Genomic DNA, 15,988 nt, shown 5'->3' with positions numbered 1-15,988 from the left:
GTACCGGCCGCTCAGCTGTCGAGCGTGCCGTACACGATGATGTTGTCGAGGTAGCTCTTCTTCTCGGCGTCGAACGCGCCGCCGCAGGTGATCAGCCGGATCTGCGAGTCGGTCGTGTTGCCGTACACGGCTTCGGTGGGGAACGTCTTCTTCGCGATCTGGTCCACCTTGGTCACCGTGAACGAGGCGGTCGACCCGTCCTTGCGTCCGATCATGATCTTGTCGCCCTTCTTCATCTCGTGCAGCCGCCAGAAAATCCCCTTCTGGTGGTTGCCGTCGATGTGGCCGAGGACGACCGCGGGCCCGATCTGGCCCGGTTTGGGACCGAAGTGGTACCAGCCCGCCTGCAGCGGCTGGTCCACCGGCGGCACCTGGACGGTCTTGTCGTCGTTGAGGCCGAGCGGCACCAGCGACGAATGCGCGGAGATGCTGGGCACGTCGAGCGACACCGGGTCCGCGACCTGCTGCGCGGCCGCCGCGGAACTCGCCGGGGCGGCGGGCGGGGTGTCCGCCGAACCGCAGCCCAGGAGGGCGAAGTTCGCGACGAAAGCCAGCAGGAGCGCGAAAAGCCCGAAGCGGGAACGCATCACCGGGCGGTCACCGCGGCCAGCGTGCCGTCACCGGTCTCCGGCGCGCCGACCGGCACGACCTTGACCTGGCCGGGGCCTTCGGCGGGCGGGGTGCCCGGCTGGCTCGGCTCGCTGGGCTTGGTGGTGCTCGGCGGGGTGACCGGGTTGCCCGCGACCTTCGCGCAGGTGGCGGAGGCGAGCACGATGTCGCCCTTGCCGAGCGCGCCGGTGACGTCGCCGCCGAGGAGCTTGATGTGCAGCGCGTTCACGGTGAGGCTGCCGTCGGAGTGCTTGATCTGCTCGTTGACGATCACCTGCAGCACGCCGTCGATGCCGAGCTTCTGGTTCGGCTTGGCCGACACCGGGAGCTTGCCGATCTTGCCAAGGTCGAGGCCGGCCAGCTCGGACGAGGCGGTGATGCCGTCCGGGGTGGACTTGCACTCGGAGCTGATCACGCGGGCGGTGGGGGTGGACCCGGCGAGCGGGGCGAGCACCGGGAGCGCGGCGTCGACGATCGAGGCCTTCGCGTCGACCGGGCCGCTGCTACCGTCCTGCTTCGCCGAGCTGCTGATCGCCTTCGCCGTGACCAGGCCCTTCAACGGCACGTTCACCACCTGCGCGGACTCCGGGCCCGCGGTCGAGGAGGGAGCGATCTTGCCGGTGTCGACCGTGATCCCCTTGTCGCCGAGCACGCCCGGCAGCAGCGAAACCGAAGCGGACGCGCCGTAGGCCGACCCGGCGGGCGACTCGGCGGCGAGCGCCGACGGGGCGACGGCGGTGGCGAGCAGAGCCAGCGCGGGAACGGCGAGGCCGACGGTCCGTCCGCGCAGCAGGGCAGAACGCATGAATTGTCCTTCCGAACATCAAGAATGAAGCCGCCGCACGGATCCCCGAATCCACGCGCGACCGAGCACAACTGTCGGTCACCGGCAGGCCGCGACATTATCAAGCCGCCCCGGAAACGCAAAGCAAGATCCGTTGCGCAGCGCGCCCGCCCTCCGCTTCCGGTGACGACAATTATCGCAATTTCACCACTAAAGAGTGATGTAACACGGCTTCGTCGGCGCGGTTTTCTCACGCTGAGCTACCGGAACCGCCGCCCCGATGGTGGATTGCTGGCCATTCTCCCCGGAGGGGTGATCCTGCGAAGGGTGCCAAGTGGACACTCGCTGTGATGTGACCGCTACCGTGGCCGTGCCTGCATTCCCGGCTCGCCAATTCGCCCCGCGACCGGCGCCCGGCCAGACGGAAATTGTCCACAATGGAATCAACCGGGACGGAACGAGCGAACGGGGAAAAGGATACGGTTTTCGCACCCAGGAGGGTGACCAGCGGCAACGCGATCGCGGGCGGCACGGAAACGATTCCGGGGCGCATTCTCCGGTTGCGCTTTCCACTCCACGGCGACGGGAGCCTGGTAGAAAATCCCGGTCCGGGTTCCCGCCCGCCGAAGGCGTCCCCGCATCGGGCGGCTCGGCGGAAGGCGAGGAAGAGCGGTCTTCCCAGCGCGCCAGCGATTCGCACCGCACCGTTTCCTCGTCGCGGTCGAGGCCCGGTCGCCCGGCGCAACAAGCGAATCAGCTGCCGAGGCTCAGAGCCGCGGTCAATGCCGGGGGTTGTCCACGCAGGTCAGCGAATCGTCCACCGCTCAGTCAGCCGGGCCGCGCAGGGTCAGGACCACGCGCAAGACGTGTTCGACGGCCGATTCGAACATCGCGCCGCGGAGTTCGCCGCGGGTCTCGAGGTTGCGCGCGGCGAAGCCGAGCATGTGGTCCGGTCCGACGCGGCGCACGAGAAGAGCCGCGACTTCCTCGAGGTCGAGGCTCGGGTTGTCGAGCCGGGCGAGGGCGAACTCGATGATGAGCTCTTCGTCGGTCACACAGCCAGGGTAATCACAAATCGGGGTTCAGCCATGGCTCCGATAGCGCCCATACGGATGGGCTTCGACCAGGGTGACGCGCACGAGTGCGCCGCTGGGCACCTCGTACTCCCGCTGCTCCCCCGGCCTGGCTCCGTGCAGCGCCCGCCCGAGCGGCGAATCCGGCGAGCACACTTCGAGACCGGTGCCGATCTCGTCGCGCACGCCCAGCAGGAACGTCTCCATCCCGCCGTCGTCGTAGCGGACGGTCAGGACCATCCCGGGCTCGGCGATTCCGTCGTCGGGCGGGTCTTCGCCGACGACGGCGTTGCCGAGCAAGTCCTGGAGCTGCCGGATCCGCGCCTGCCGATGTTGCCTGCGGTCGAACTGGTCGTCTTCGCCGAGGTCAGGTTCGCGCTGCAAGGCGGCGAGTTCCGCGGCGAGGCGGGCGTGCGCGTCGGCGGTCAGCCAGGGGCGCGAAGAGATGGTCGACATGTGATGCCTTTCAGAGGACGTCCGTGGGGGCCGGGCAAGCAAAACGCGGCCAGCCCCCACGGACTTTCGAGGAGTCCCGCGGCGGTCAGCGGGGCTTGGGCTCGGTGCGGCGGTCGAGCACGCCGGCGTCGGCGGCGAACCAGCCCGCCGCTTTCACGAGGATGTCTCTTTCGGTGCGCAGCAAGGCGTTCTCCGCGCGGAGGAAGAGCAGTTCGGCGTGCTCGTCCGTGGTCAGCGGGACGGGTTCGGCGGACACGCGGGCCTCACCGCAGCGGGTCGAAGGGCCGCAGAGCTTCCGGCTGCCTGCCGGTGACGATCTGCTCGGCGAGCAGCTTTCCGGTGATCGCGCCGTGGGACAGGCCCCACATGCCGTGCCCGCCCGCGACGTACATCCCCGGCGCGCCGGTCTGGCCGATCACCGGCCTGCCGTCGGCGCTGACCGGGCGCGAGCCGACCCAGGCGTCGGTGCGCTGGTCCCAGCGCAGGCCCTTGAGCAGCGGCCGGGCCGAGGCGATGATCGCGTCGACGCGGGCCGGGTACAGCGGGTCGTCCGGTTTGCGGAACTCCATCGTCCCGGCCACCCGCAGCCCGCCCTGGTACGGCGTGCAGGCGACCCGGATGTCCGGCAGGTACATCGGGCTCGGCACCGGCTCGTCGGTCGGCACGGTAAAGGAGTAGCCGCGACCGGCGCGCACCGGGACGCGCACGCCCCATTTCCGCGCCAGCTCGCCGAGCCAAGCACCGGTGGCGAGCACGACGGCGTTGGCGTTGGCGGTCTGCCCGTTCGCCGACAGCACTGTGTATGCGTATTCATGCCGGCGGATCGCGGCGACCTCGAACCGGTGCCGGATCATCCCGCCGCGGCTGACCACCGCGCGGGCGAGCGATTCCACGAACCGGCCGGGATCGACGTAGCGCTGGCCGTCGATCCGGATGCCGGCTCCGATCCGGTCGGTGACCTGCGGGAAGTGCTCGCGCAGCTCCGGCCCGGCGAGCTGGGTCCAGGACACTTTCTGCCCGGCGTCGCCGAGCCGGTCCAGTTCCTTGACCAGCGTTTGGGCTTTCGCTTGCGTCTCGAACAGGGCAGTGATGGGCGCGTCGATGGTTGGCGCGTCCACGCCATTCGCGGTCAGGATGTCAAACGCCTCAAGGCATTCTTCATTGAACGGCAGGTTCGCGCGCACCGCCCGGCCCCACGACCGAGGGGTGCAGTTCGCCGCGAAGCGGGCGAGGAACCGCCACAGCCGCGGGTCCGGCGTCGCCGGGACGTGCAGCGGAGCCTGCCGGTCGAGCAAGGTGCGCAGGCCGTAACGGAGGACGGCGGGTTCGTTGAGCGGGATCGCCAATCCGGGCGAGAGCCAGCCTGCGTTGCCCCACGACGAGCCCGCGGCAATGCCCTCGCGGTCGACGACGGTTACCCGCACGCCACGTTCCTGCAGGAACCAGGCGGTCGACAGGCCGACGATGCCCGCGCCGACCACGATCGCCGAACGCGGCCCGCCGCCCTTCCGATCGAGATCGCCCATGGTGTTCCTCCGCCGAGCCGTGCCGCTGGTTGTGCTGATGCGGCCAGGATGACCCGGATTCGGCGGGCGGTCTTTGTCGAGATCGGCCAACCGGAGCGTGCCGATTTGTCCGGATCGGTCAACCCTGCGGATCGGCGACGGCCAGTTCGATGATCATCGCGAGCCGTTTCGCGGGCAGGTCGAGCCGCAGCGGCGTCACGTCGGCCATCTTCCGGAGCCGGTAGCGGATGGTGTTGGGGTGCACGCCGAGCCGTTCGGCCGCTTCGGTGAGGTCGCCTTGGGTTTCGAGCCACGCGCGCAGGGTCGCGACGTAACTGGTCGAGTTGGCCGCGTCGTGCCTGGCCAGATCCGCGATGGGACCGCGTGCCGGGGCTCGTCCCGCTGCCGCCGCGGCGCGCAGGCGGAGGATGAGGATGTCGTCCCAGGACTCGTCGTACGCGACGGTCGCGCCGGGTTTCGGGCGCACGTCGTGCAGGGCGAGGCACTCGTCGGATTCGCGTCGGCTGGCCGGGAGTTCCGCGGTGGACGCGGGCGCGCCGATCCCCGCCGCGACAGTGACCTGCGCGGGCAAGGCGTCGCGGATCCCGTCGATCCACGCGCGGGCGGTTTCGACGTCCTCGCCGGGCAGGACGGTGTAGACGGTGTTGCTGAACAGCGTGCTCCGGCCCGGCCGCGACCAGCCGAACCCGGTAGTCGCGCGCTCGAACGCGAGCAGCAGCGCGGCGTGCCGTTCGTCGGCGATGTGCGCCTGGAGCGCCACCACGCGGAACCGGCCGGGCGGCAAGCCGAGCCTGCTCAGCACGGCCGCCGCGTCCGGAGTTCCTTCCAGCAGGCGGATCACCAGGTCCGATTCGACCTGCCGTTCGAGGTCAGCGCTTGCCCGCGACCGCAGCAGATGCAGCCCGACCGTGCGGGAACTGTCGTGCAGGACTGTGCGCCGGACATCCGACAGCGGCTCCTCGCACTCCACCCAGATCGATCCGAGCGTCTCGCGCCCGGCCCGAACCGCGACGACCATGCGCCCGGTAAGCCCGTGTTCGGAATCGGCCTCCACGAACAACGGCTCGTCCGAGGCAGCGAGATGAGCGAACACGCCGCGGCGCTCGAACAGCTCGCGCACCTCGTCCGGCACTCTCCGCCCGAGAATCGTCTCCAGCCGCACCCGGTCCGCCCCTTGCTGGCGGCTGGAGTACGCGAGCACCCGCGACAGCTGATCCTCGATGGTGACCGCGCTGCCGAGCGCGTCGGCGAGGCTGTCGGCCAGCGCGAACAGGTCGGTCGGGCCGCGGCCCGATTCCGTCTCGCGGCCTTCGAGCACCAGGCCGTAGACCACGCCCGCGAGCTGGCCCCACGACACTTCCGGGTCCACGAGCAGCACCGCGACCTGGTCGTTCTCCCCTGGTGCCGGCGGCGTCGTTCCCCGCACCAACACGACCGACGCCTGCGCCGCAGCGGCCCGCTTCACGGCCTCCCCCACCGATTCGACGCCCACCGCAAGGTAGACGTCGCCGCGCAACCCGCGCGGGTCGGCGGGGTCGTCCATCACCACGTCCCGCAACGCCACTTCGCGCGCGACGGGACAGCAGCACAACCGCGCGCCGTACCCGCCGAGGACGTTGACGAGCCGATCCAGCGTGACCATGCCCTGTTCATACCTGACGCTGGGCGGTGGGAGTCGTATCGTGGGGGATCATGCGGGCGCGGGTCGAGGACGTGCACGAGCTGGCGCTGGGGATGCCCCACGTCACGGTGGTGCGCGGCTCGCGGGAAAACCCGGTGTACCAGGTCGGCGGCAAATCGTTCGTGTTCTTCCGGACGCCGCGGCCGGACGCCTTCGACCCGGAGACCGGCGAACGGTATCCGGACGTGATCGTGTTCTGGGTACCGTCCGAATCGGACAAACAAGCGCTGGTCCAGGACCCGGACAGCCCGTTTTTCACCACTCCGCATTTCGACGGCCACCTGTCGGTGCTCGTCCGCGCCTCCCGCCTCGGCGAGCTGACGCGCGAGGAGCTGACCGAGGTCGTCGAGGACGCCTGGCTGTCCCGTGCGTCCCCGCGCCGGCGCGAAGCGTGGCTGGCCGGACGTCCGGCTCGATAAGCGATCAGGAATCAAGAAGCTTCCGGACGGGTGCCGGACTTAGCGTTTACGGCATGACCTCCTTCGACTTCGTCACCCTGGACGTTCCCGATGTCGCCGCCGCCGAACGCTTCTACACCGCCGCGTTCGATCTGGGCGACCGTCTCCGCTTCCGCCAAGCCACCGCGCCGAGCACCGGCTTCCGCGGATTTACCTTGTCGCTCACCGTTTCCCAGCCCGCCAACGCGGTCGCGTACCTGGACGCTGCCCTCGCCGCGGGAGCTACTTCGCTGAAACCGGCGACTAAGTCGCTGTGGGGTTTCGGCGGGGTGGTGCAGGCTCCGGACGGGGCGATCTGGAAGGTCGCGACTTCCACGAAGAAGGACTCCGGCGCCGGGGTCCGGGAATACGACCAGATGGTGCTGCTGCTGGGTGCTTCGGATGTGGCGGCGACCAAGCAGTTCTACGTCTCGCACGGGCTCGCGGTGGGCAAGAGCTACGGCCGCAAGTACGTGGAATTCGAGACGAGCCCGATCAAGCTGGCGCTTTACGGCCGGAAGGCACTGGCGAAGGACGCCGGGGTGCCGGAGGAAGGTTCGGGTGCGCACCTGCTGACCATCGGCGGGGACGCCGGGCGGATCACGAACCCGGACGGATTCGCTTGGGAGACTTCGGTTCTGGCCGGGTGACGGGCCGGGTGGATCCGCCGGGACCCGCTCGGCGGATCCCGGCCCGTCAGCCCGGCTGGCCCGCGAAGGCCTTGAACTGGGCGAGGACCCGGTCGAACGAGGCCGGGTCGCAGACTCCGTGGAACTTTTCGCCGTCCGACCAGCATTGTGCCCAGCGACCTGTTTCGTCCTCGAAAACGCAGCGCTCCTGGAGACGTCCGGCGAGATCGGTGTCTTCCAGATCGACTTCGAGAGACCAGCCCGGATTGTCCAGGGTGTTCAACTGGACGCCGAACTCGTGTTCCCAATCCTCGTCGCATTGCTCGGCGTACCAGTCCAGAAGGAACTGGAAACTCTCTCCCAAAGCCACCGGAAAACCCCTCGGGTGCAGCACTTCTTCGCCGACCTGGCGACGACGCCAAGTCTGCCGTGCATCCCGGCCGGGAGGCCACCGAGTTACGCCGCCCGTTCGTGGGCTCCGTTCACCCGTGAACGCCCACCGGTGAAACGCCGGACGGAGCAGACCCGACTCCCAGGCAGAGTCCGGAGGTGCGCCATGGCGACCGAGGTGCCGACGTTCTGCCCGCTGTGCGTGTCGAGGTGCGGGGCCACCGCGACGGTCGAGGACGGGCGGCTGCTCGCGCTTCGCCCGCTGCCCGGCCATCCGACCGGCGGCGCGCTCTGTGTCAAAGGCAAGGCCGCGCCGGAGATCGTCGCGCATCCGGACCGGCTGGTGCACCCGCTGCGCCGCACCGCCCCGAAAGGCGCGGACGACCCGGGGTGGGAGCGCGTCAGCTGGGACGAGGCGCTGGCGACGATCGCGTCCCGGCTGACCGCGATCGCCGAGGAATCGGGGCCGGAAGCGGTGGTGTTCGGCAGCGCCTCGCCCTCGACGTCGGCGATGTCGGACAGCATCGAGTGGCTGACCCGGCTCCGGCGTGCCTTCGGCAGCCCCAACTTCGTCAGCTACATGGAACTCTGCGGCTGGGGCCGTCGTCTGGCCACGCTCTACACCTGGGGCGAGCCAGTCCCCGGCGCTTACCTGCCCGATCTCGAGAACGCCCAGTGCATCCTTTACTGGGGCTACAACCCGTCGGTCTCACGACTCGCGCACGCCACCGCGACCACCGCCGCGTTGCGTCGCGGGGCGAAGCTCGTCGTGGTCGATCCCCGGCGGGCCGGGCTGGCCAGCAAGGCCGATCAATGGCTGCGGGTGCGCCCGGGCACGGACGCGGCGCTGGCGTTGTCGCTCACCCACGTGATGATCGACAACGGCTGGTACGACAAGGAATTCGTCGAGCGGTGGACCAACGCGCTGAAGCCGGTCAGCGAGTCCCGCCGGGTCTGGGACCTGATTGTCGAGGAATGCGCGCAGTACCCGCCCGAAGTCGCTCAGGAGATCACCGGCGTGCCTGCGGACCAGATCGTCGCCACGGCGCGGCTGCTGTGGGAGCAGCGTCCGGTCGCGTTCTACACCTGGAGCGGCCTGGAGCAGCACAGCAACGCGACCCAGACCGTGCGGGCCATCGGCCAGCTTTACGCGCTCACCGGATGCGTCGACACACCCGGCGGGAACGTGCTGTTCACGCCCGTGCCGAGCAACCCGGTCGACGGCCGGGATCTGCTGTCGCCCGAGCAGCGCGCCAAGGCCATCGGCGTGCGGGAGCGTCCGCTCGGCCCGGCGAGGTTCGAGTTCGTCACCGGCGAGGACTTCTACCGGGCAGCACTGGATGAGGTGCCTTACCGAGCCCGGGCGCTGGTCAATTTCGGCGGCAATCTGGTCCTGGCCCACGGCGACAGCGCCCGAGGCCGGGACGCTCTGCGCGCGCTGGATTTCTTCGTCCACACCGATTTGTTCCTCAACCCGACCGCGGAGCAGGCGGATCTCGTGCTGCCCGCGACCAGCGCGTGGGAGGCCGAGGCGCTGCGGATCGGCTTCGAGACCAGCCAGGCCGCGCAGTCGACTGTCCAATTGCGACAGCCGTTGGTCCCCGCCCGCGGCGAAGCCCGTTCGGATCTGCGGATCATCTTCGACCTCGCCGTCGCGCTCGGTTTGGGCCATGAGTTCTTCCACGGCGACATCGAGGCGGCCTGGCACCACCAGCTCGCGCCCAGCGGCCTCACGCTCGATGAGTTGCGCGCCGCCCCGGAAGGGATCCAGCTGCCGTTGGCGACGATCTACCGCAAGTATGAACGGAGCGGTTTCCGTACCCCGTCCGGCTTGGTCGAGCTGTACTCGGAAGCGTTGCTGGAACACGGATATCCGCCGCTGCCGACCTTCGCCGAACCGTCGATCAGCCCGCTGTCCCGGCCGGACCTGGCGACGCGGTACCCGCTGATCCTCACCTGCGCGAAGTCGCTGTTCTTCTGCGAGACCCAGCATCGGCACATCACCAGCCTGCGCAAGTCCGCGCCGGAACCCGCCGTCGAACTGCATCCGGAAACCGCCGCGGCCCGAGGGATTTCCGCCGGGGATTGGGTACGGCTGGAGACGCCGTTGGGGAGTATTCGCGCGAAAGCGAAGTTCAACGCCAACCTGCGCCCGGGCGTCGTCTGCGGACAGCACGGCTGGTGGCAGCCCGCCGGCGAACTCGGCCAGCCCGGCTATCCGCCGTTCGGCGAGGGCAGCGCGAACCTCAATCTCGTGCTGAGCCAAGGCCCGAGCGACCCGGTCAGCGGCAGCTCGCCGTTGCGCGCTTCCCTTTGCGAGATCCGCAAAGACTAGCCCCGCAACGCCTGCGCCAGCGCGTTCAGGCTGACGTCGACTATCGCGCGGAGCTGCTGCTGGCTCGCGCCGGCCCGGCTCATCACGGCCAGCGATTGATTGACCGCCGCGAGGTGAACGGCGAAGTCGTCGGCGTCGGGCACTTTCGCGGCCTTCACCGCGGTCCGCAATCGCGCATGCTGAGCGCGCAACGCTTCGGTCGCGCGCGCGGCGATGTCCGGGCTCAGCACCGGGATCGCCATCGCGGTCTGGGCGACGAGGCATCCGTCTGGCACCTCGGGGTCGGCGATGCGGTTCAGGGTGACCTCGAAGAACTCCCGCACCGCCCGCAGCGGTTCCTCGGCCGCGCTCGCCAAAGCCTCGTCGTACCTGTCTCCGTAGCGCGCGGCGTAGCGGTTCAGGCAGCTCAGGTACAGCGAGTCCTTGTCGCCGAGCGAGGAGTAGATGGAACTGCGGTTCAATCCGGTCGCCTTGGAGAGGTCGTCGAGCGAGGTGTCGGCGTACCCGGCCCGCCAGAACTGGATCATCGCCGCGTCGAGCACGACGTCTATCTCGAACTGCTTCTTACCGGCCATGCGTCCAGCCTAGCTCATCTTGAACTGATCGGTTCAAGATGAGCTAGGCTGGAGCCATGCCCACCGCCGCGAGCCCGATCTCCGCCCTGCCCCTGCCCGACCTGCCCGGCTTTACCCACCACTGGATCGACGCGGAAGGCGTCCGCCTCCACGCCGTGGAAGGCGGCCAGCCGACCGGCCCCGCCCTCGTCCTGCTCGCCGGGTTCCCGCAGACCTGGTGGGCCTGGCACAAAGCGATGCCGGGCCTCGCCGAGCGCTTCCGCGTGGTCGCGATCGACCTGCCCGGGCAAGGCCACTCCGACCGGCCGCACGACAGCTACGACACCCACACCGTCGCCGCCTACGTCCACGCCGCGGTGACCGCACTCGACGTGCCGAAGTACTGGCTAGCCGCCCACGACGTCGGGGCCTGGGTCGCCTTCTCGCTGGCCCTGCAATACGAAGAGCGCCTGCACGGGGTCGCCCTGCTGGACGCCGGCATCCCCGGAATCACCCTCCCGGACTCCATCCCCACCGATCCCGACCGGGCCTGGAAGACCTGGCATTTCGCGTTCCACCTGGTGCCCGACCTTCCCGAGACCCTGCTCGCCGATCGCGAACGCGAGTACGTCGAATGGTTCCTGAACGCCAAAGCCCTGTCCGCGTTCGACAGTGCGGAGATCGACCACTACGCCGCCGCCATCGCAGCCGAGGGCGGTCTCCGGGCTTCGCTCGCCTACTACCGCGACGCAGCGGAATCAGCACGCAAGAACCGAGCCGCGCTCGACCGGCAGCGCTTGACCGTCCCAGTCCTGGGCATCTCCAGCTCGCACGGCTCGATCCCCGACATGGCCGCCTCCCTCAGGCCGTGGGCGGACAACACGACCGGCGTCGTCATCCCGGATTCCGGGCACTTCATCCCGGACGAACAGCCCGGTGCCGTCGTGGCGGCGTTGACCGCGTTCATCTCGGGATAACGTCGGATTTACGCCAGCGCATCGGGCCCTCGCGGCGAAAGACTGACTGCCATGATCGACCGCTTTCTCACCGCCAGCACCGAATTCGGCCAGCGCTTGCCGTCTGTCCGCCCGGAACAGTGGACGGCCCCGACGCCCTGTGCGGAGTGGAACGTGCGCCAGCTCGTCAACCACATGGTGCGGGGCAATCTCAACTACGTCGATCTGCTGGCCGGTGGCAGCCGCAAGGACTTCCTGCGCATGCGCGATGCCGATGCGCTAGGCGACGATCCGGTCGTCGCGTACACCGCGTCGGTGCAGCTGGTCGCCGACGCGTTCAGGCGTCCTGGTGCGTTGGATCGGGTGCTCGACTATCCGTTGGGCCGGGTGCGTGGACGGCAAGCGCTGGCCGTGCGGGCTACGGATTCCGCCATCCACGCCTGGGATCTGGCGCGAGCATTGGGCGTGGACGACCGTCTCGACCCTGATCTGGTCGCGTGGATCAGCGGCAGCCTCGAAGAGATTTACGCCGGGCTGGCGGAATCGCCTATTGCCGCCGATACGACGCATCGGTTCTTCGCCGCGCCAGGGGCGCTCGGCGAGTCGGCGTCGCGGCAGGACCGGTTGCTGCACTTGATGGGCCGGAGCCCGCGACGATAACCACGGGATCGGATGGATATGGATTCGACGGCGGACGGCACCGCCCGATTCCGGGTTTTTCCGCGCGGCTTCTCTGACCCGCGCGACCTTCTCGCCGATCTCCCGCTGCACCGGGCTGCCATGCCCCCGGCCTTCGAGCGACCACTCCCCCACGGCGGGCTTCATCCGGCGTCCGTCAGCCAGGCACATCACCGTCTGATCCGTGGTTTCAACCCGAGACACCGCGCCCCGAACCAGGTGATCAACCACAGTGCGAGCAACCCCTGGAACAGGTACCAAAAATCAGCATCGTCCGGCACACTGAAGATCAGCCGAAAACATCACCTTGCCGCACAAATACCACCCGTGAAGTTAAGGAATTCCGCTTGGCAGAGAACAGGATTTCAGTGCGGTTCGGGGTATACGGCGACGACGGCGGCCAGGTGTGCTTCGAGCCGACCGGCATGTGCTACGACCTGGCGGACGGGGGACATGTCTCGGCGTCGCTCGATGAGGATCAGATCCGCGCCCTCGAGGTGACTTACTGGCCAGGCGGCGTGTCAGTATCGGTCAACGGTGACTTCGCCACCTTCGACCAGCAGGGAAACAAGCTTCACGACTTGTGGGGCGGCTGACAGATCGAGCACCGCTCCGGCCAGCCGAGGATGCACCAGCACACCCTTGGCAGGGACCCGAAACAGTTCCCGAACGACCGGCGGGATGATCAGCGAGCAAGCCAGGGAGCGAGCAGCTTCTCCAGGTCAGCGTCCGACAACGCCCGCGGCCCGCCGTGGAACTCGTGCCACCGCGATGCTTCCCGCGCGGCCGTGTACTCCACCTCGAAGGCGCGCATCAGGACGTACATGAAGCTTCCCGAATCGAACCGCTCGCCCAGCAGGGTGCGGGCCGTCCGGGCCACGTCCACCGCGGTCTGGCGGCCGTTGACGTCGGCCAGCTTCAGTTCCTCAGCCGCCGGATCGAGCAGGCTCGGCGCACACAACAAGACAACTACTCCACTCTGAACTGTTCGCTCAACCTTCGGCGGCGAGCTGTCCGCAGGCCGCCGCGATGTCCTGACCACGGGTGTCCCGCACCGTGCACGCGACCCCGCCCGCGTTCACCAGCCGCACGAACTCCCGCTCCACCGGCTTCGGCGACGCGTCCCACTTCGAACCCGGCGTCGGATTCAACGGGATCACGTTCACATGCACCAACTGGCCCAAATGCTTCCGAAGCCGCTTCGCCAGCAGCTCCGCCCGCCACGGCTGGTCGTTGATGTCCCGGATCAACGCGTACTCGATCGACACCCGCCGACCGGAAGTGTCCGCGTAGTACCGCGCCGCCGAGAGAACCTCGTCCACCGACCACCGGTTGTTCACCGGCACCAGCGTGTCCCGCAGCTCGTCGTCCGGCGTGTGCAGCGACACCGCCAGCCGCACCTGCATCTTCTCGTCCGCCAGCTTCCGGATCGCCGGAGCCAGACCCACCGTCGACACCGTCACCGAACGCTGACCGATGCCCAGACCACCCGGCGCAGGATCGGTGATCCGGCGCACCGCGGCCACCACGCGCTTGTAGTTCGCCAGCGGCTCGCCCATGCCCATGAACACGATGTTCGACAGCCGGCCCGGGCCGCCGGGCATCGAGCCGTCGCGCATGACCGCGGCGGCGTCGCGGACCTGGTCCACGATCTCCGCGGTCGAGAGGTTGCGGTCCAGGCCGCCCTGGCCGGTCGCGCAGAACGGGCACGCCATCCCGCAGCCGGCCTGGCTGGAGATGCACAGCGTGGCGCGGTCCGGGTAGCGCATGAGCACGCTTTCCAGCAGCGTCCCGTCGTGTGCGCGCCACAGGGTCTTGCGGGTCGCGCCGCCGTCCGCGGCCAGTGCGCGCACCTCGGTGAGCAGCAGCGGCATCAGGTCGGCCACGAGCTTTTCGCGCGAGGCGGCCGGGATGTCGGTCATCTCCGCCGGGTCGACGGTGAGCCGCGAGAAATAGTGGTTCGACAACTGCTTGGCGCGGAACGCCTTCTCGCCCAGTTCGACGACAGCCTCGGCTCGCTCGGCCACCGTGAGGTCGGCGAGATGGCGCGGCGGCAGGCCGCGCTTGGGCGCGTCGAAAACAAGAGGGAGGGCAGTCATGACCGATCAAGTGTCTCATACGCGCGAACCAGGCGCTCCGCCCCCTCGGCCGCGGGCGGGCCAACCGGGTCAGCGACCGGCGCTGGCGCGGTCCGGCCGCCAGGTCGCCGGAACGGCTGGCGACGAATGACGGGCCCGGTTCAACGGAAAAACACCCTACGAAGGTCGGATTGCCGAATGCTTTCCGGGGTGAATTCCCTTATTATCGGCGTCGGGCGGGCACATAATCGACCGGCGTAGAAATATCCGCCGCGGCGCTTCGGCAACGGAATACCGCCATTAGTCGGTAGTCGCCGCAAACTTCGCACGCGTAGCGTTCCCGGCGCATCTCCCCCTTCCCCACCGGTCCGGGAATTCCCCGGTCCGGCCGGGCTTCCCCCTTGGAGGCTCCCGTGAAAGTGCCGTCTTCGATTCTGCGCGGAATAGCGGTGGTCGCGACCGCCGCGTCGGCCGCGCTCGCCGTTCCCACCGCCGCGGACGCGGGCGAAACGAACATCTCCATGCAGGCCCAGCAGAAAGACCAGTGGTGCTGGGACGCCAGCGGCAACACCATCGCCGCGTTCTGGGGCTATTCGCTGACCCAGACCCGGTTCTGCCAGATCGCGCACAACGAATCCGGCAGCGACTGCGCGAACCGCCAGGGCTACCTCAGCGACCAGCAAAGAGTTTTCCGCTACCTCGGGTTCCGCAACGTCGGCGCCTACAATTCCAACGGCTACCGGCTCTCCTTCTCCGGCATCAGGAACCAGATCGACGCCGGACAGCCCATCGGCACCCGGATCGGCTGGAACTCCGGCGGCGGCCACATGCACGTCCTCTACGGCTACGACGACTCCGACGGCAACGTCGTCGAATACGGCGACCCGTGGCCGTCGAACAACCGCTACAACTCCATGAACTACAGCTACTACGTCTCCAACAACCAATTCTCCTGGACCCACACCGTCTACGGAATGGTGGGCTGAATCATGTCGCGAACCATCCTCCGCGCCACTGTCGCATCCGGAGCCATCGCCGCCGCGGTCTTCGCCGCGAACCCGGCGTCGGCCGCCCCATCGCCGACCGGGCCGTCCCCCTCGGACACTGCCGCGCTCTCCGGACTGCTCGCCAGCCCGGGCACCGCCGCCCGGCTCGCGCACACGAAGTTCCCCGGCGCGGCACCGGCGGCCGCGCACGCCACCCGCGCCGCGGCCGACGCCACCACCCAGATCCCGGTCTACGAACCGACCGCGGCGTTCATCAACGGCGAATCCGACGTCCCGGCCGCACTGGCCTACGTCGCCTCCCCCGCCCATCTCGCCGACGGCCGCGCGGCCACCGTCTGGGCTCAGCCGAGCAAGGCCGGCTGGCAGGTCGTCAACGTCGCCTCCGGCAACGACGAACAGGCCCACGCGGCCGCCGCGCACGGTGGCTACCTGCTGCACGAACCGCAGGTCAACGCGTGGTACTCGGTCTCCGGCGACACCGTGACCGTCCTCGACGGCGCGGTATCCGGCGTCCCCGCGGGCACCCGGGTCACCCTCGCCGCCTACCGGGCCGAACTGCAGAAACGCTATGGCGACAAGCTCCCTGGCTCGACCTACGACAAGACCGGCGCGGGCGGCGGCTACGCGGTCACCGCCCCGGACACCGGCCAGGACGGCAACCCGGCCATCGCGCTCGCCATCGGCGGGGCGGCCGCGGCAGCCGCGGGCGGCGCGTTCCTCCTGCGCCGCCGTTCCCAGCACAGCGAGTGACCGACTGGCGGCAGGGGTACGCCCCTGCCGCCTTTCGCTCTCGAA

At 69.1% G+C, this 15,988-nt stretch carries 19 protein-coding genes; 8 read left to right on the top strand and 11 right to left on the bottom strand.

The window, feature by feature from the left end; all coding sequences use genetic code 11:
- Positions 1-11: 11 nt before the first annotated feature.
- From ACZ63D_RS28385 to ACZ63D_RS28355, 7 genes are all read right to left on the bottom strand, one after another.
- Positions 12-590, bottom strand: coding sequence for a class F sortase (locus ACZ63D_RS28385; RefSeq protein WP_465357393.1), 579 nt, complete (start codon positions 588-590; stop codon positions 12-14).
- Positions 587-1,414 carry a choice-of-anchor P family protein gene (locus tag ACZ63D_RS28380; protein ID WP_465357392.1) on the bottom strand — a complete coding sequence of 276 codons (828 nt, stop codon included), beginning with the start codon at positions 1,412-1,414 and terminating at the stop codon, positions 587-589. The genes ACZ63D_RS28385 and ACZ63D_RS28380 overlap by 4 nt, the downstream gene beginning before the upstream one ends.
- A gap of 803 nt (positions 1,415-2,217) precedes the next feature.
- On the bottom strand, positions 2,218-2,448 hold the full coding sequence (locus ACZ63D_RS28375; protein ID WP_465357391.1) for a hypothetical protein: 231 nt from the start codon (positions 2,446-2,448) through the stop codon (positions 2,218-2,220).
- A gap of 27 nt (positions 2,449-2,475) precedes the next feature.
- Positions 2,476-2,922 carry a GreA/GreB family elongation factor gene (locus ACZ63D_RS28370; RefSeq protein ID WP_465357390.1) on the bottom strand — a complete coding sequence of 149 codons (447 nt, stop codon included), beginning with the start codon at positions 2,920-2,922 and terminating at the stop codon, positions 2,476-2,478.
- An 85-nt stretch (positions 2,923-3,007) separates the two neighbouring features.
- Entirely contained in the window at positions 3,008-3,178 is a 171-nt protein-coding gene (locus ACZ63D_RS28365) for a hypothetical protein (RefSeq protein ID WP_465357389.1), read from the bottom strand.
- Between the two features lie 7 nt (positions 3,179-3,185).
- A complete protein-coding gene (locus ACZ63D_RS28360; RefSeq protein WP_465357388.1) occupies positions 3,186-4,448 on the bottom strand; it encodes an NAD(P)/FAD-dependent oxidoreductase in 1,263 nt (420 codons plus the stop codon).
- A 118-nt stretch (positions 4,449-4,566) separates the two neighbouring features.
- On the bottom strand, positions 4,567-6,090 hold the full coding sequence (locus ACZ63D_RS28355; protein ID WP_465357387.1) for a PucR family transcriptional regulator: 1,524 nt from the start codon (positions 6,088-6,090) through the stop codon (positions 4,567-4,569).
- A gap of 50 nt (positions 6,091-6,140) precedes the next feature.
- On the opposite strand from ACZ63D_RS28355, the gene ACZ63D_RS28350 reads away from it, so the two are divergent.
- Both ACZ63D_RS28350 and ACZ63D_RS28345 read left to right on the top strand, forming a co-directional pair.
- Entirely contained in the window at positions 6,141-6,548 is a 408-nt protein-coding gene (locus ACZ63D_RS28350; protein WP_465357386.1) for an MmcQ/YjbR family DNA-binding protein, read from the top strand.
- Between the two features lie 53 nt (positions 6,549-6,601).
- On the top strand, positions 6,602-7,216 hold the full coding sequence (locus tag ACZ63D_RS28345) for a glyoxalase (protein ID WP_465357385.1): 615 nt from the start codon (positions 6,602-6,604) through the stop codon (positions 7,214-7,216).
- 46 nt (positions 7,217-7,262) lie between these two features.
- Here ACZ63D_RS28345 and ACZ63D_RS28340 read toward each other — a convergent pair whose 3' ends face one another.
- Complete coding sequence (locus ACZ63D_RS28340; RefSeq protein WP_465357384.1) at positions 7,263-7,565, bottom strand: Imm53 family immunity protein; 303 nt, start codon at positions 7,563-7,565, stop codon at positions 7,263-7,265.
- A gap of 186 nt (positions 7,566-7,751) precedes the next feature.
- Here ACZ63D_RS28340 and ACZ63D_RS28335 point away from each other — a divergent pair, with 186 nt between their 5' ends.
- Positions 7,752-9,920: a molybdopterin-containing oxidoreductase family protein gene (locus ACZ63D_RS28335; protein ID WP_465357383.1), complete on the top strand. Its 2,169-nt coding sequence runs from the start codon at positions 7,752-7,754 to the stop codon at positions 9,918-9,920.
- On the opposite strand, the gene ACZ63D_RS28330 is transcribed toward ACZ63D_RS28335, so the two are convergent.
- Positions 9,917-10,495, bottom strand: coding sequence for a TetR/AcrR family transcriptional regulator (locus tag ACZ63D_RS28330; protein WP_465357382.1), 579 nt, complete (start codon positions 10,493-10,495; stop codon positions 9,917-9,919). The genes ACZ63D_RS28335 and ACZ63D_RS28330 overlap by 4 nt on opposite strands.
- 56 nt (positions 10,496-10,551) lie before the next feature.
- Between ACZ63D_RS28330 and ACZ63D_RS28325 the strand changes: the two genes are divergently transcribed.
- The 3 genes from ACZ63D_RS28325 (at position 10,552) to ACZ63D_RS28315 (ending at position 12,704) form a co-directional block, all read left to right on the top strand.
- Entirely contained in the window at positions 10,552-11,451 is a 900-nt protein-coding gene (locus tag ACZ63D_RS28325) for an alpha/beta fold hydrolase (RefSeq protein ID WP_465357381.1), read from the top strand.
- A 51-nt stretch (positions 11,452-11,502) separates the two neighbouring features.
- Positions 11,503-12,090, top strand: coding sequence for a TIGR03086 family metal-binding protein (locus tag ACZ63D_RS28320; RefSeq protein WP_465357380.1), 588 nt, complete (start codon positions 11,503-11,505; stop codon positions 12,088-12,090).
- A 365-nt stretch (positions 12,091-12,455) separates the two neighbouring features.
- The gene (locus tag ACZ63D_RS28315; protein WP_465357379.1) at positions 12,456-12,704 is read left to right on the top strand and encodes a hypothetical protein; all 249 of its coding nucleotides are present in this window, start codon (positions 12,456-12,458) and stop codon (positions 12,702-12,704) included.
- 89 nt (positions 12,705-12,793) lie between these two features.
- Here ACZ63D_RS28315 and ACZ63D_RS28310 read toward each other — a convergent pair whose 3' ends face one another.
- The gene (locus tag ACZ63D_RS28310) at positions 12,794-13,072 is read right to left on the bottom strand and encodes a hypothetical protein (RefSeq protein ID WP_452076944.1); all 279 of its coding nucleotides are present in this window, start codon (positions 13,070-13,072) and stop codon (positions 12,794-12,796) included.
- A 28-nt stretch (positions 13,073-13,100) separates the two neighbouring features.
- Positions 13,101-14,207 carry a dual-specificity RNA methyltransferase RlmN gene (rlmN, locus tag ACZ63D_RS28305; RefSeq protein WP_465357378.1) on the bottom strand — a complete coding sequence of 369 codons (1,107 nt, stop codon included), beginning with the start codon at positions 14,205-14,207 and terminating at the stop codon, positions 13,101-13,103.
- 398 nt (positions 14,208-14,605) lie between these two features.
- Between rlmN and ACZ63D_RS28300 the strand changes: the two genes are divergently transcribed.
- Both ACZ63D_RS28300 and ACZ63D_RS28295 read left to right on the top strand, forming a co-directional pair.
- Positions 14,606-15,172 carry a papain-like cysteine protease family protein gene (locus ACZ63D_RS28300; protein ID WP_465357459.1) on the top strand — a complete coding sequence of 189 codons (567 nt, stop codon included), beginning with the start codon at positions 14,606-14,608 and terminating at the stop codon, positions 15,170-15,172.
- Positions 15,173-15,175: 3 nt separating this feature from the next.
- Positions 15,176-15,943, top strand: coding sequence for an LPXTG cell wall anchor domain-containing protein (locus tag ACZ63D_RS28295; protein WP_465357377.1), 768 nt, complete (start codon positions 15,176-15,178; stop codon positions 15,941-15,943).
- The last annotated feature ends 45 nt before the right edge of the window (positions 15,944-15,988 follow it).

This window comes from Amycolatopsis sp. NPDC104775 (assembly GCF_055583325.1).
This window is presented reverse-complemented; position numbering and strand designations above follow the sequence as displayed.